The organism is Paracoccus methylarcula, assembly GCF_003007735.2.
GTDB lineage: Bacteria > Pseudomonadota > Alphaproteobacteria > Rhodobacterales > Rhodobacteraceae > Paracoccus > Paracoccus methylarcula.
The window spans coordinates 33,842-47,748 of the sequence record NZ_PXNQ02000008.1 but is presented as its reverse complement, the minus strand read 5'-3'; the positions used below and the strand labels follow the sequence as shown (position 1 = coordinate 47,748).

Genomic DNA, 13,907 nt, shown 5'->3' with positions numbered 1-13,907 from the left:
GAAATCCTCACCACGCCCTTCACGCTATGGGGCCATCGAAATTGCCGCCGCCATCAGGCTATTCTGAATAAACGGAACGCTCCGGAGTCGTGAGACAGGCATCACCGCTGCCGCGCTGGCCGATGGGAATACGGCTACATTATGTGAAGGGGGGAACATTGCATGCCGGCAGGCATCCCGAGACCTGGGCCAATGTCACCGCATATGTGTAGCCGTCCCAAACGACGCCTCGCGCATGCGACGGATTTCCTGATCAAAGTGGCAATCAGCGCGTTTCCTGCCGGTCAAGAAACGGTGTAATGCCTCAACGCCAACCTTGATGCTTTTGGCCGGCTCAAAATTTTCCGAACTCGAATATCGCCTGGAAACACACCTCCAGAACCGTAGTTCAATCAACAGGCGAAGCTCTTCCCTTCCCGGAAAGCTCCCAGATCGCGGTCCAATCACTTCCAAATTGCGGATACTTGACTTCCAATTAGCCGAAGATGATAGTTCCAAATAGCTGCAGATTTGGAGACGGGATGTTCAAACGGTTTATAAAGCACCGGGCAGAAGAAGCACTATCCGATACGCCCGTGGTTCTGATTGTGGGACCACGCCGGGCAGGCAAGACCACGCTCGTCAAGGAGATGAAGGAAGCCGGTCGGGATTATATCACACTCGATGATCAGACCGTGCTCGAGGCAGCCCGATCCGATCCGGCAGGCTTCATCCGGGGCTTGGACCGGGCCATCATCGACGAGATCCAACGCGCCCCGGAACTGCTGCTGGCGATCAAGAAAACGGTCGATGAGGATTATCGGCCAGGCCGGTTTCTTCTCACCGGCTCCGCGAACGTGCTGACCTTGCCGCGGGTTGCCGACAGTCTCGCCGGTCGCATGGAAACCCTTCAGATGTTGCCGCTTTCGAGAGCCGAAATCGAAGATCGGACACCAAGCTTCCTGGAACGCCTCTTCAACGGAAATCTGCAGAGCCAGCCCAAGGCCCTTGTCGGCGATGATCTCGTCCAACTCGTCCTGCTTGGCGGTTTTCCCGAAGCGATCACGCGTGAACGCGAGCGGCGGCGGCAGGACTGGGCGCGCTCCTATCTGACCTCTGTTCTCACTCGCGATTTGCGGGACATCGCGGAAGTGGAAAAATTGACCGAACTTCCGAAATTCGTGCGGCTTCTGGCCGAACATTCCGGTCAACTGGTCAATTATTCGCAGTTCGGGGCCAGCATCAATGTCAGTCACAAGACCGGGCAGCGCTATGTCGGACTGCTCGAACAGGTATTCCTGATCGCCACAGTGCAGCCCTGGTTTACCAACGGACTGAAACGCATGGTGAAAACGCCGAAACTGCATTTCCTCGACTCTGGCCTGCTGGCGGCGGCGCGAGGGTTGACCTTCGACCGGTTGAAGGCGGATCGTGAGAAATTCGGGGCATTGCTGGAAAGCTTCGTGTTCTCGGAAGTGCTGAAACTGATGACAGCCTCGGATCTGCACCTGACAGCTTATCATTTCCGGGACCGGGATATGCGCGAGGTGGACATCGTACTGGAGCGCGATGACGGGATCATCGCGGCCATCGAAGTCAAGGCAAGCGCCACGGTCAAGGCTGGAGATTTTGGAAGCTTACGCGCCATGGCGGAAGCGCGCGGGGATCGCTTCGCCTTTGGTGTCGTCCTCTATGATGGCGCGGATGTCGTGCCGTTTGGCGATCGCCTCGCGGCAGTCCCATTGTCGAGTTTGTGGGGCTAGGAAATCATGGCGATCCCTGCTTTTTGCAGGCACGGTATCCGTTCCCGGTGCCGGTCGTCCAGATGTCACGCAGCACAGGCGATCTATGGTATGCAGCCTGCAACGCATGAACCGCCAAGCCCGACAGCTTCAAGGACTTAGGAGCGCTTTGGCCCAAGCTGGAGAAAAGGGCCAAATCCCGCGCCATGGAATACGCATCTATCTTATGTCGGCTTCCTGTTCGAGTTTCCAACATGATTTTCCCCTATGTGATGCCGTAAGACGGCATAAAGACCTCGCGCCGATTGGCGCGAGGCAAGTCCAACAGGGAGGTGGTCATATCGACCACGAGGCATTGCAGGATGCGGATTGGGTGCATCTCGGCACCCATTCCGACGCCGCCCTTGTGAGGTGCCTCGTCGAAGAGAAAGTGCAGTTCAGCATCGATGTCTCGACCCAACCGCTAGGCCTCGCGTTGGACGGTGGCCGCAGTGGTGGGTGAGCAGGAGGCGCGGCGTCTTTGCGCCGACACAGCCGACAGTATTGCCGAGATCAGGGCGCTTCACGACCGGGGCCTGATCGATTGCGACCTGCGTCTCGATGGCTGGCTCTGGACGGCCAGTTCGACGGCCCAGGAAGGAGCATGGTCACAGGCTGTCGCGATGACCGAGGCTGCGCCGGCGCCGATCATTCCCGGCCGCTTGACGCAGACGAAATCCACCGTCGCACCGGTTCACCCGTTTCCTATACCGGGGTCATCGAAGCCGATGCCGGTTCCGTTCATCCGGGCAAGCTAGCCGTCGGTCTGCATAATCTGGCCATTGCACGTGGCGTGATCATTCACGAGAATTCGCCGGTTCTCGAAATCCATCCCGGCACGATCTGCCGACTGCGTACCCCGGCCGACGAAGTGACTGCGCCGACACTCGTGCTGGCTGCCAATGCGTGGCTGGCCGGCATTCCCGAGTTACGGCAATATCTCTACATCGTGCAAAGTCAGGTCATCGCCACGGAAGAGAACCCGCAGCGCCTGGACGATCTGGGCTGGCGCGACGGAGCGGCGATCTGCGATTCTCAGCGGCAGGTCCTGTATTATCAACGGACACCGAGAGGCCGGGTGATCTTTGGCCACGGCAGCGGGTTGACCGCCTTTCGTGAGAATTTTGGCGCCGAGTTCAATCGCAGCACCAAGCGCGGGCGCGACAATATCGCAGAGCTTCATCGTGTCTATCCCAAGCTTGCGGATCTCACGATCACCCATGACTGGGCCGGTCCCATAGACTGCTCGGCCGATCATGTGCCGGTCTTCGACCATTTGGTCAAGCATCCCAACATCTTTTTCGGTATGGGCTTCAACGGCACAGGCATTGCCCAGACACCGATTGCCGGCCGTATCCTGGCCAGCCTTGCCCTGGGCAGCCGCGACCGCTGGAGCGAAAGCGGGCTGGTAGGGATCGGAAAACGTCTCAAATTACCTTCCGAACCCTTCCGCTATCTTGGCGGCAGGTTGGTGCGCGCCGCTATCCGCCGTCGCAACGCAATCGAAATCCGGAATGAGCGGCCGGACCCGATCACCCGGGTCCTGTCGGACATGACCCCCGGGCGCTGACCCGCCTGCACCACCGACGAGCCGCAACTGGAGTTTCGCAAAATGGCCGAGCTGACAATCCGTCAAGTAAGGAAATCATATGGCGCGATGGAGGTGCTGCATGGCATCGATCTCGATATCGAGAAGGGCGAGTTCATGGTCTTTGTAGGCCCTTCGGGCTGCGGCAAGTCCACGCTTCTGCGCAGCATTGCCGGGCTGGAAGACATCACCTCGGGGGAGTTGCGCATCGAGGGTCAACTCATGAACCATGTCCAACCCTCCAAGCGAGGCATCGCCATGGTCTTTCAGTCCTACGCACTGTACCCGCATATGACCGTGCGCGACAACATGGCCTTCGGCATGAAGATCGCCGGCATGAAAAAAGCCGAGATAGAAAGGCGCGTCCGGCATGCCGCCGATATCCTGCAACTGGGCGACTATCTGGATCGCCACCCCAAGGCATTGTCGGGCGGACAACGCCAGCGTGTCGCCATCGGACGGGCCATCGTGCGCGACCCCAGGGTGTTTCTCTTCGATGAGCCCTTGTCGAATCTGGATGCCGCATTACGCGTCGCCACCCGGATCGAGATCGCCAAGCTGAAACAGGCCATGCCCGATACGACGATGATCTATGTCACCCACGATCAGGTCGAGGCGATGACTCTTGCCGACCGCATCGTGGTGCTGAAAGACGGCAATGTCGAACAGATCGGCGCACCAAAAGAGTTGTATCGCAGCCCCCGTAACATATTCGTCGCACAGTTCATCGGCTCTCCGGCAATGAATATCGTCGAGGGCAGGATCACCGGAAACGGCGGCGATCGGGTAATCATTGAACACACCGCGAACGGCAGCGCCGAGGTTGCCATGCGGATGACCGGTGATGCCACCGGCCGCACCGTCCGTATCGGTGTCCGCCCCGAAGATCTGTCGCTGGCGCAGGATGGCTCCCACATCTTTGCAGGCAATATCGACCATATCGAGCATCTGGGAGAAGTCCAACTGGTGCATCTTGATGCGGGGCTTTCCGATAGACCGGTGATCGCAAAGCTTGCGGGATCGCTGGATCTCGCCCGAGGACAAGATATCTGCCTGCGCACCAACGTGACATCACTGCATCTGTTCGACGATCAGGGAGAACGTCTGAACGGGCCAGCAGGCGGTTGATCAGTGAACTTCCTACCGGCTTGCACCGGTAGCATCCCGGTTGGAGCGCAACTCCAGATACTGGCGGATGATGTCATTGCTGACATTTCCCGAGGTCGTCGAGAAGTAACCGCACATCCTGACAGGCTATCGGCAGTTCGGAGAACAGGTTCTCGCTCATGGCGAAGCCGTAGAACAGCCGGAAATGATCGGTGATGGTCACCGTATCGGCGACCTCCATCAGGTTGGCATCCGCCATTCCGCGGATCCCGCCCTCAGCCGCATCGACCACGCCCTGCTGCAGTGCCAGGTAGAGTTCGGAAAAGGGAATGGTCTGCGGCGCGGTGCCCAGCACCTCGAAGGTCCGGACATAGGCCGGGGCTTCCGGAACCCGCATCTTGATGCCCGAAAGATCCTCGGGCTTCGGATAAGGCTTGTGCCCCAGGATCGAGCGAGGCGCATCGAACCAGTTGAGCGCCAGAACCCTGAGGCCGCCCTTTTTGGAAAGTTGCCCGTTCATCTCTGTGACCAGATCAGACGCCGCGAGCTTCTGCGCGTCCTCCAACGTCGGGGTTAGAAACGGCCCGTTCAGGATGGAATAATCGGCGACGCCCGCCGTCGCGAGATTTCCTGCAGACATGTAAAAGATGATGTTTTCATCGAAAGTCGCCTGCTCAAGCGCCTGAACTGGCCCCCCAAGCTGCGCCGCAGGAAAGATTTCGAGTTTCAGCTTCCCATCCGTCTGTTCCCCGATATCGGCGACGATTTCCTCCAGCTTGGGATGAATGGGACTGGTCGTCGAGTTCTGATGCGAAATCCTGAAATAGGCCTCGCCATCAAGCTCCGCCGCGCATTGAGCCCCGTTTTCCGCTGCCTGCGCCATTGTCACAGTCGCAACCACCGCCATCGCGGATACGGTCGATCCCAGAAACTTGACCTTCATTGGTTCCTCCCTTCAAGAGCAAGTTGGTCTGACGAATTCGCGCAACCTTATTGTGGGCGCTGGCCCCGATCTTGAAAGTTTGTGCAGAAGCGGTTTTTATGGGTGGTGCTTCAGCCATCCGGGCGCCATCGGCGGTTCGCAGGACGAATTACGCTTTAACAGCCGCAGGCTACATGCGCTCATGCCGCAATCGACGTCCAGGACTCTCGCACATTGGCGCATAGAACCCGGCTTCGACATTTTTGATATTTGCACCAAAGCGGAACCGGGTACGCTGCATTGTCACCCTACCTATAACTTCGGTTGCGTCCTCGAAGGGGCCGCGCAACTCGATATCGGCGGGAAAACCATTCCCCAGCCCATGGGTTCGGTGGTATTGCTAAACGCTTTTGACGCCCATGCCAGCACCTGGCTGGAACGGGAAAACCGGTATTTCGTCATCTATGCCAATGACGACGCATGGAGCGAACTGCTTGATCGCACTCATGCGCATGAATCATTGCGATTCATCGAACCGGTCACCGATGACAATATCCTTTTTCACATGCCCAGGGGTATCCGGCTGGAATTGCATGCACGCCCGGCCAATGTGGGTCTGGCAGATATTGCCTGCCTGCTGCAGTTTTGTATCAGCCGCGGGAAGGCTCGCGAACACGGTTCGGCACCGCGAGACATGCCCGAGGCCCAGGCTATCCTGCAAAACCTGTCGCCGGACCCCACCGCCGAAACCGCAGAGGGTGTCATTCGGGTCGAAGAGGTCGCCACGCAACTGGGCATGAGCCGTTTCCAGTTGTCGCGCCTGTGCCTGGCAAATCATGGCATACAGCCCCGCCGCCTGAAACTGCAGTTGATGGTTGCCCGCGCCCAACTGGAAATCTCTCAGGGCACCTCGCTCACCGACGCCGCATTGGCGGCAGGTTTCAGCGACCAAAGTCATATGAGCCGGGAATTCCGCAAGACAATAGGGATGACCCCCCGGGAATATCAGGACGTCATCACCCCATTGCCCCGCGACTGACAGCACAAACATGCAAGAAGCTTCGCAGTTTGACGGTTACGGGATGGTAGATGAAACCTGCCATGGAGAGCAAATTGCAGAAAGTGGATTTTCGCAGCGCGATTGCGAGGCAACCCGGGATGCTGGAAGCCAGCCGGGTTGAAGTGCTTGACCAGATCCGGGCATTGCGATCGAAACTGTCTCATCCCGGATCACCGCTGCTGACCGCGACGGGTGCCAGCTATTACGCCGCACTCAGCGCGGCATCCAGGTGGCATCGACAGGGGCTGGCCGCCAATACCCTAACCAGCGGCGAGCTTTACGGGGCCCGCCTTCAATTGCCGATACGGTGATCGCGATTTCCGCATCGGGACGCAGCGTCGAGCCGATCGAGGCGCTCCGGCAGTTGAAGCCCCGGCTTTCGATCGGCATCTGCTGTACAGCCGACAACCCCATGGAGGATCATGTCGACTCGCTCATCGCGACCGGGTGCTCGGCGGACAGCAGCCCCAATACTGCCAGCTTCGTCGGGACGGTGCAGGCCTTGGGGCTTCTGGGGGATGCCCTGAGCGGCCAGCAAACGGATTTCTCGGCACTTTCCGGGCAACTCGACAATGCCCTGTCCTCGGTCCGCCCGCATATCGGCAAGGCTGCGCATATGCTGCTGGACAGGACGTCGGTCGATCTTGTCGGTAATCGCTGCGCCTTCGGCATTGCGGGCTACGCCGCACTTCTTATGCGGGAATTCGCACGTATCCCGGCTCATAGCTGGGCGACCCATAATTTCCTGCACGGGCCGATGGAGCCGAACAACGACGCCACGGCAATCGTCCTTTTCGGCGAAGAGAGGGAGATCACGCTTGCCCAGGACAGCGCGGATTACGGAATTCCGACGGTCCTGATTACTCAATCACAGGCGGTGCAGGAAAGGCGGAACCTTTGCGTCCTGACGCTGCCGGCAGCCGGTGATGACCTGATCGGGGCGATTGTTCAGGCGGCTGTTGCCCAGTTACTGGTCGTCGAGGTCGCGGAATCCCGTGGCTTTGAATCCTGCAATTTCCGCTATCGGCAGAACGATACGAAAATCCATTCATAGCAAGATCGGGCCATGACATATGCCGTCCGCCGCGAGGCGGGTGGCCTCACCCGCTCCTGACGCGGCGTCCCTGCTGATCAAACACCAGAACCTTCGCAGGATCGAAACAAGTATGCACCTGCCGGTCATCGGCAAAGCGGGCGCCGTGGGACAGTACCGTGACCCTTGCGCCGCCCGGGATCTCGCCGTGAACGCATGTGCTCTCGCCCAGTTCCTCGACAAAACCAATCGATAGCGGAAATGTCGCGGAACCGCCATGATCGGACAACGCGATATGCTCGGGCCGGATCCCCAGCGTCACCTTTTGCCCCACCGAAAGCCCGGCCCCGCCATGCGCGAAGCGCAGCCCGCTGTCCGAACCGGACAACCGCGCCTCGACGGTTCCGGCGTTCAACCCCGCCACCTCGGCTTCAAGGAAATTCATCCGCGGCGTTCCCACGAACCCCGCCACGAACATGTTGTCGGGATCGTCATACAGATCGAGCGGCCGCCCCACCTGTTGGATCACACCGCCATTCATCACCACCATCTTGTCGGCCAGCGTCATCGCCTCGACCTGGTCATGGGTGACATAGATCATGGTGCTGCCAAGCCGCTTGTGCAACAGGGCAAGCTCGGCTCGCATCTGGATGCGCAACTCGGCATCCAGATTGGACAGTGGCTCGTCGAACAGGAACACCTTCGGCTCGCGCACGATGGCCCGCCCGATCGCCACCCGCTGTTTCTGGCCGCCCGAAAGCTGGCCGGGCTTGCGGTCGAGCAGTTTCTCCAGCTGCAGGATCCGGGCCGCCTGATCGACCTTTTCCGTGATCTCCCGTTTCGGAGCCCGCGAAAGTTTCAGCGTAAAGCCCATATTCTCGGCCACGGTCATATGCGGATACAGCGCATAGGACTGGAACACCATCGCCACGCCCCGGCGTGCGGGATCGGTGTCGTTGATGACCTGTCCATCAAGGCGGATCTCGCCACCGCTGATTTCTTCGAGCCCCGCGATCATTCTCAGCAGGGTAGATTTGCCGCAACCGGAAGGGCCGACAAAGACGACGAACTCCCCGCTGGAGACATCGAGGCAGATGTCCTTCAGCACCTCGACAGCGCCGTAATTCTTGTGTGCGTTGGTGATTTCAAGAGATGACATGGGTCTTGTTCCGTTTCGAATGATCCGCAGCGCTCAGCCCTTGCTGCCCGTCGAGGCGATGCCTTCTACGATGCGGCGCTGGAAGATGAGAAAGAAGATCAGCGGCGGGACCGCGGCCAGCAGATTGGCCGTCATTACCACATCCACCGTGGTATGGGACAGCGGTGAGTTGAACAGGCTGACCACCTGGCTCACCGTGAACATCTCGGGTTTCTGGCTGACCACCAGGGGCCAGATGAAATTACCCCATGTTTTCATGAAGGTCAGGATAGCCAGTGTCACAAGCGCCGTCCGCGACAGCGGCAGGGCGACATGCCAGTAAAGCTGGAAATGACTCGCTCCGTCCAGCCGCGCCGCCTCCAGCATCTCGCGCGGGATGCTTTTCATGAACTGCGTCAGCATGAACAGGCCAAAGGCGGATGCAAGTCCCGGAAGAACCAGCCCCTGCATGGTATTGAGCCAACCCAGCCTGGCCACCAGCAGATAGGTGGGGATCAGCGTCGCCGCCATCGGCACCATCAGCGACAACATGACGACGGCGAAAAGGATTCGCTTGCCAGGAAAATCGAACAGGGCGAACTCGAATGCCGCCATCGAACTGACCAGCAGCACCCCGGCGATGGTCAGGATCGTATAGGCGACCGAGACGTAATAGGCACGCAGATAGCCGGTCTCGGTCAAAACACGCTGGATATTGCTGATCCCCGAACTGAACGAAGTCGGATAAAGACGCGGGTTCAGCGACACCGGCTGACCCGGGTCGGCGAATACCACGTTGAACATCCACCAGATCGGGAAGGCCGCAACGATCGCGATACAGATGGCAAGCGTCCATTTCGCCACGCTCCAAGGAGTGATCCGGGACATGCGCGGCAGCAGGGCTATGCTCATCATCCGTTCTCCTTCTTGCGCTGGAAGGCAAAGATTGTCGCGGTGATCGCCACGATCACGAGGGTAAGCAGAAAGCCATAGGCCGCCGCCTGCCCAAAGCCCAACCGTCCGAAACCGCGCCCCATCATGTCCATGACGGGAAAGAGCAACGCATCCCGCCTGCCGCCGTAATCGAGAAAGGACGACCCGGTCAGGAGCCAGGGGATATCGAACACCTGCAGCGCCGAGATGAAGCTGTAGGTGACGACAAAGATCATCACCGGGCGGATCATCGGCAGGGTTACATAACGGATCTCCTGCAGCTTGTTGGCTCCATCCAGCCGCGCAGCCTCATAGTAATGGCGTGGAATATCCTTGAGCCCCGCCAGCAGGATGACCATGTTGAAGCCCGCCGAAACCCAGACATCGACACCGATGAGCGAATACAACATCACATCCGGGTCGGTCAAAAAGCGGACATTCTCAAAGCCGAACCAGCCGAGGATCAGGTTGAGCACGCCGAAATTGGGCGCATAGATCCAGCGCCAGATGGTTGCCGCCAGAAACAGCGGCATCACCACAGGCACGAAATAAACGCTACGGAAGAACCGGGCCCAGAATCCCTGGAAATGATCGACCAGCAGGGCAAGCCCAAAGGCGACGGACACCCCCAAAGGAACCGTGATCATGACATAGGTGAGCAGGTTGGTTGCCGCGATCCGGGAACTGCGCGCGTTCAGGATCATTTCGTAATTCTTCAACCCGACAAAGGCGGGCTCGTGAATGCCGTCCCAGTCGAAAAAGCTGTAACCGAAGCCGCTGAGGATCGGGTAAAGAAAAAACGCCCCGAACAACAGCATGAACGGCGTCAGCATCATGAAATTGGGTAGGCTCTTGGTAAGTCGCATGTATCTCTCTGCCGGGCGGGGATACGGCGCGGCCGGCGGAATGCCGGCCGCTGCTTGACAGTAAGGCCTCAGTTATAAGCGATAACTTCGTCCAGCTCTTCCACGATACGCGCGGCGCCCTCATCAGGGGTTTCGTCCCCCTCGACGATCGAGGCGATACCGTCCAGAAGCACCGACCAGTAATCGGCGGGATAAGCCTCGACAAAGAAGGGCGGGCGGTTGAAGATCGCGTTTTTCGCCGCGTCGTTGGTAATCTTCAACAGGGGATGACCCGACACCTCGGGATCGGCCAGGGCTTCATCGTTGCTGTTATAACGGCCAAGCGCGGCGGCCCAACGGCTCATCTGCGACTTCTCGGCGACATAGGCCGCGAACAGCCACGATATCCCGGCATTTTCCTTGGGCGCGACACCGATGAACTCAAAGCCCTTCACGCCGCCATGCTTGCCTTCCTCGGCGCCGGGAACCAGAACCCAGTCATATTCGAGATCGCCGTTTTCTGCGGCTTGCTCGAAGATCGGGTTAATCCACGGACCGCCCACGATAAAGGCCAGCTCATTGCTCATGAACAGATCCTTGGTTGCCTGATCGTCCTCGGAGGTTCCGGTGGAATAAGGCTTCATATCGACCAGGAGCTGCGCGGCGGCGGCAAGCTTATCCGGTTCGATCAAGGTCTTGTCGTTCTCGAAATCGATCCCCCATTCGCCGGGTTCGGCCACGCCCGAATAGGCATTGGCGACCGAGAACCAGGTCTGCGACATGTCGGGCACGGCCTTCTTGCCAATGGCCTCGATCTTTTCCATCTGCGCCTTCCAGTCCTCCCAGTCCCGGATCGGCGCGTCAGGGTCGATGCCGGCCTCTTTCAGGACTGCGAGGTTTCGATACATGAAAGAGCCATAGCCGGTATAGGGAAGGCAATACATCACCTCGGGCTCGGGCGAACACATGTCGATCAGGTCGGGATTGAACTGCTTGCGAAACTCTTCGGGCATAGCCATCCAGTCTTCATAGATGTTCTTCAGCGCCCCCGCCTCGACCAGAATCGCCCCCAGCGAGGTCGAGTTCATGAACACATCCGGCCCGGTCCCGCTGGCCGCGCCCGCGATCTGCCCGGTCAGCAGATCGTCATCGCCCCGCCCCGAGATGGTGATCTCCACCTCCGGATGCTCGGCCTTGAACTCGTCGATAAAACTCTGCTGAAGCTCCAGCGCCTCGCCCTGCGCAAAATCAGAGTAGACCCAGTAGTCCAACTCCTGCGCACCGGCATGACCGGCAAGCGCCGCACCCGCCAAAGCAAGCCACAGCACCCGCGGCCTCATTGTGATCGTCATAAGCTCCCCTCCTCTCACCGCCGGCCCCGAATCAACAACGACACTCGGCTTGCCAATATTGTTAAGTTACTTTACTAATAAATCAGGATCGTTCAATAGCTAATTTTTAGAGAGCGCAGAATAACACTTTATATCAGTTATTACTGAATAATTATGCAAATCCATGGTTGCACAGCGCTTCAATACCTGTTTGTAATAATACCTTACTAACTTGAGGAATCCCTGGATGGCAGACCTTTATCTGGGTGTAGATATCGGCGGCACCAAGACGCATCTGCGTGCGACCGCTCCTACCGACGGGGAGCGGGAGCTGATTTTGCCTACGGCAGAGTGGCGCAGGCATGACTGGGCAAAGGATGCGCAGGCGCTGGTCCGGCTGGGCAGCAGAGTCGCCGATGGCCGCCCCATCGCCGCCATGGCCGTCGGAGCACATGGCTGCGACGATGCCCAGGAATGTGCGGCCTTCGAATCAGCGCTTGTGGCCCTCGCCGGCTTTCCTGTTCGCGTGGTCAACGACGCAGAACTGATCCCGGCAGCCATGGGCGTGCATGACGGAATCGGCGTCGTCGCCGGCACCGGCTCCATCGCCGTGACCCGGAACCCGGATGGCGAGATGTTGGTCGCGGGTGGTTGGGGCTGGGTGATCGGTGATGAGGGCAGTGCCTCGGGGCTTGTGCGCGAAGCCGCCCGGATCGCCAGCCTGTATCTGGATCAGGGTGGCACACCGGATGAACCGCTGGTCCGGCTGTTATGCGAAAGCCTCGGGATCGACAGAACCGTGCGCTTGGGCAGTGCCATCTCGGGCAGCAAGAGCGCCGCGAGCCTCGGCAGCCACGCCGCAGCGGTCTTCGACGCGGCAGCCGCCGGATCGGTTTTGGCGCAACGCGCCATCGACGAGGGCGCCGCAGCACTCGTGGATCTGATCGCCCGGCTCATCGCAAGGGGAGCGCGCGCGCGCAAAGTCGTCGCCGGCGGCGGAGTCATCCGCGCCCAGCCCCCTCTTGCCGACGCGTTCCTGAGGCAAATCTCGTCACGCTTCAGCAACAGAATGACAGCCCGCATTCTCGACGGCCCGCCCGTTGCCGGGGCCTGCGCCATCGCGCGACGCCTTCGCCCCGATTTTTCCCAATCCGCAACCGAGGAGAACCCATGAGCTACCGTTCCACCATCGCACGTCAGCCCCAACAGCTTGCCGACAGCCTGAAAACCATCAACGAGGAAATCCGCAATCTCGACCTTTCGCGTTTTTCCGGGGGCTCGATCGCCGTCGCGGGTATCGGCGCCAGTTTTGAGGCAGCGGTCGTCACCGCAGGAGAGTTGCAGCGCCGGGATAAACGCGCGGCGGCATGGCACGCGGTCGATCTGATGCAGCCTGGCAATGCCGCCGACAGCATCATCGCCCTGTCAGCCGGGGGGCGCAGCATCGAGCCGGTGCACGCATTGGAAGCCCATGCCGGAACGCCCTCGCTGGCAGTCACGAGCGAGGGCGGCAATCCACTGTCCGATGCGGCCGATGCAAGCCTTTGCTTCCGGTCGGGCGAGGACGCCACCCCATCGAGCACCGGCTACACCGCGACACTGCTTGCCACGGGGATCCTTGCTGACATGATTTGCGGCGCTTCCGGGACAGATTGGCAGGAACTACCGGCTCTTGCGGAAAAGGTTCTGAGTGATGCAGGCGCCGCCATGCCCCGGCTGCGGGAACTTTTTCACCAACGCCGGGCGATAGATTGCGTTGGCGCCAACTCGGCGCTTGGTACCGCAGGCGAAACCGGCCTGCTGATCCGCGAAGCGGCACGGATTCCGGCCGGCGCCACCGATACGCTCCATTATCTCCACGGCCCGATGGAGGCGATGGACCGCACAACCGGAGTCGTTATCATCGGAGAAGGCCGCGAAGTGAAACTGGCCCGTGACATGGCGGAAATCGGATGCGCGGTCCTGCTGATCACCGCCGACAGCGAAATCCCGGACGCAGAAAACCTTGCAGTCATTCGCGTTCCGCAAAGCGAAAACCGTATCATGCGCGGCATTCTCGACATTCTTCCCGCTCAACTGCTGGCGGCCGAACTGTCGGATGCCGCCGGGCTGACAGACACGAAATTCCGCTACCGGCAAACAGACACCAAGATCAAGGCGGCCTGACCGGCCGTCATCCGGCGAAAGCCG

Annotated in this window: 13 protein-coding genes and 1 pseudogene; 8 read left to right on the top strand and 6 right to left on the bottom strand. The window is 59.7% G+C overall.

Annotated features, from left to right (window positions below; translation table 11 throughout):
* Positions 1-575 precede the first annotated feature (575 nt).
* From A7A09_RS13345 to A7A09_RS13330, 3 genes are all read left to right on the top strand, one after another.
* Positions 576-1,742, top strand: coding sequence for an ATP-binding protein (locus A7A09_RS13345; RefSeq protein ID WP_245999339.1), 1,167 nt, complete (start codon positions 576-578; stop codon positions 1,740-1,742).
* A 622-nt stretch (positions 1,743-2,364) separates the two neighbouring features.
* Positions 2,365-3,330: an NAD(P)/FAD-dependent oxidoreductase gene (locus A7A09_RS13335; protein ID WP_211341130.1), complete on the top strand. Its 966-nt coding sequence runs from the start codon at positions 2,365-2,367 to the stop codon at positions 3,328-3,330.
* 42 nt (positions 3,331-3,372) lie between these two features.
* Positions 3,373-4,476, top strand: coding sequence for an ABC transporter ATP-binding protein (locus tag A7A09_RS13330; RefSeq protein ID WP_106691867.1), 1,104 nt, complete (start codon positions 3,373-3,375; stop codon positions 4,474-4,476).
* 12 nt (positions 4,477-4,488) lie between these two features.
* Here A7A09_RS13330 and A7A09_RS21545 read toward each other — a convergent pair.
* Both A7A09_RS21545 and dctP read right to left on the bottom strand, forming a co-directional pair.
* Positions 4,489-4,587 (bottom strand): annotated as a pseudogene (locus A7A09_RS21545) (IS200/IS605 family transposase); the annotation flags it as partial.
* On the bottom strand, positions 4,550-5,338 hold the full coding sequence (gene dctP, locus A7A09_RS13320) for a TRAP transporter substrate-binding protein DctP (RefSeq protein WP_245999366.1): 789 nt from the start codon (positions 5,336-5,338) through the stop codon (positions 4,550-4,552). The gene dctP and the pseudogene A7A09_RS21545, both read right to left, overlap by 38 nt.
* 49 nt (positions 5,339-5,387) lie before the next feature.
* On the opposite strand from dctP, the gene A7A09_RS13315 reads away from it, so the two are divergent.
* From A7A09_RS13315 to A7A09_RS13305, 3 genes are all read left to right on the top strand, one after another.
* Positions 5,388-6,416, top strand: coding sequence for an AraC family transcriptional regulator (locus A7A09_RS13315; protein ID WP_148043663.1), 1,029 nt, complete (start codon positions 5,388-5,390; stop codon positions 6,414-6,416).
* 62 nt (positions 6,417-6,478) lie between these two features.
* A complete protein-coding gene (locus tag A7A09_RS13310) occupies positions 6,479-6,748 on the top strand; it encodes a hypothetical protein (RefSeq protein WP_106691864.1) in 270 nt (89 codons plus the stop codon).
* Positions 6,745-7,491, top strand: a complete 747-nt coding sequence (locus tag A7A09_RS13305; RefSeq protein ID WP_106691863.1) for an SIS domain-containing protein — start codon at positions 6,745-6,747, stop codon at positions 7,489-7,491. The genes A7A09_RS13310 and A7A09_RS13305 overlap by 4 nt, the downstream gene beginning before the upstream one ends.
* A 46-nt stretch (positions 7,492-7,537) precedes the next feature.
* Here the strand turns inward: A7A09_RS13305 and A7A09_RS13300 are convergent, their stop codons facing one another.
* The 4 genes from A7A09_RS13300 to A7A09_RS13285 form a co-directional block, all read right to left on the bottom strand.
* Complete coding sequence (locus tag A7A09_RS13300) at positions 7,538-8,629, bottom strand: ABC transporter ATP-binding protein (RefSeq protein ID WP_106691862.1); 1,092 nt, start codon at positions 8,627-8,629, stop codon at positions 7,538-7,540.
* A 33-nt stretch (positions 8,630-8,662) separates the two neighbouring features.
* Positions 8,663-9,520 (bottom strand): carbohydrate ABC transporter permease, encoded by an 858-nt coding sequence (locus tag A7A09_RS13295; protein WP_245999338.1) that lies wholly within the window; start codon positions 9,518-9,520, stop codon positions 8,663-8,665.
* On the bottom strand, positions 9,520-10,407 hold the full coding sequence (locus A7A09_RS13290) for a carbohydrate ABC transporter permease (protein ID WP_106691860.1): 888 nt from the start codon (positions 10,405-10,407) through the stop codon (positions 9,520-9,522). Before A7A09_RS13290 ends, A7A09_RS13295 begins: the two co-directional genes overlap by 1 nt.
* 68 nt (positions 10,408-10,475) lie before the next feature.
* A complete protein-coding gene (locus tag A7A09_RS13285) occupies positions 10,476-11,738 on the bottom strand; it encodes an extracellular solute-binding protein (RefSeq protein ID WP_106691859.1) in 1,263 nt (420 codons plus the stop codon).
* Positions 11,739-11,964: 226 nt separating this feature from the next.
* Between A7A09_RS13285 and A7A09_RS13280 the strand changes: the two genes are divergently transcribed.
* Both A7A09_RS13280 and A7A09_RS13275 read left to right on the top strand, forming a co-directional pair.
* Complete coding sequence (locus tag A7A09_RS13280; protein WP_106691858.1) at positions 11,965-12,891, top strand: N-acetylglucosamine kinase; 927 nt, start codon at positions 11,965-11,967, stop codon at positions 12,889-12,891.
* Positions 12,888-13,883: an SIS domain-containing protein gene (locus A7A09_RS13275; RefSeq protein WP_106691857.1), complete on the top strand. Its 996-nt coding sequence runs from the start codon at positions 12,888-12,890 to the stop codon at positions 13,881-13,883. Before A7A09_RS13280 ends, A7A09_RS13275 begins: the two co-directional genes overlap by 4 nt.
* The last annotated feature ends 24 nt before the right edge of the window (positions 13,884-13,907 follow it).

Bases quoted from the DNA above. Each gene is read 5' to 3' on its own strand.
- A7A09_RS13295 (WP_245999338.1), bottom strand. From the start codon at position 9,520: ATGAGCATAGCCCTGCTGCCGCGCATGTCCCGGATCACTCCTTGGAGC.
- dctP (WP_245999366.1), bottom strand. From the start codon at position 5,338: ATGGCGCAGGCAGCGGAAAACGGGGCTCAATGCGCGGCGGAGCTTGAT.
- A7A09_RS13300 (WP_106691862.1), bottom strand. From the start codon at position 8,629: ATGTCATCTCTTGAAATCACCAACGCACACAAGAATTACGGCGCTGTC.
- A7A09_RS13275 (WP_106691857.1), top strand. From the start codon at position 12,888: ATGAGCTACCGTTCCACCATCGCACGTCAGCCCCAACAGCTTGCCGAC.
- A7A09_RS13290 (WP_106691860.1), bottom strand. From the start codon at position 10,407: ATGCGACTTACCAAGAGCCTACCCAATTTCATGATGCTGACGCCGTTC.
- A7A09_RS13330 (WP_106691867.1), top strand. From the start codon at position 3,373: ATGGCCGAGCTGACAATCCGTCAAGTAAGGAAATCATATGGCGCGATG.
- A7A09_RS13335 (WP_211341130.1), top strand. From the start codon at position 2,365: ATGGTCACAGGCTGTCGCGATGACCGAGGCTGCGCCGGCGCCGATCAT.
- A7A09_RS13280 (WP_106691858.1), top strand. From the start codon at position 11,965: ATGGCAGACCTTTATCTGGGTGTAGATATCGGCGGCACCAAGACGCAT.
- A7A09_RS13285 (WP_106691859.1), bottom strand. From the start codon at position 11,738: ATGACGATCACAATGAGGCCGCGGGTGCTGTGGCTTGCTTTGGCGGGT.
- A7A09_RS13310 (WP_106691864.1), top strand. From the start codon at position 6,479: ATGGAGAGCAAATTGCAGAAAGTGGATTTTCGCAGCGCGATTGCGAGG.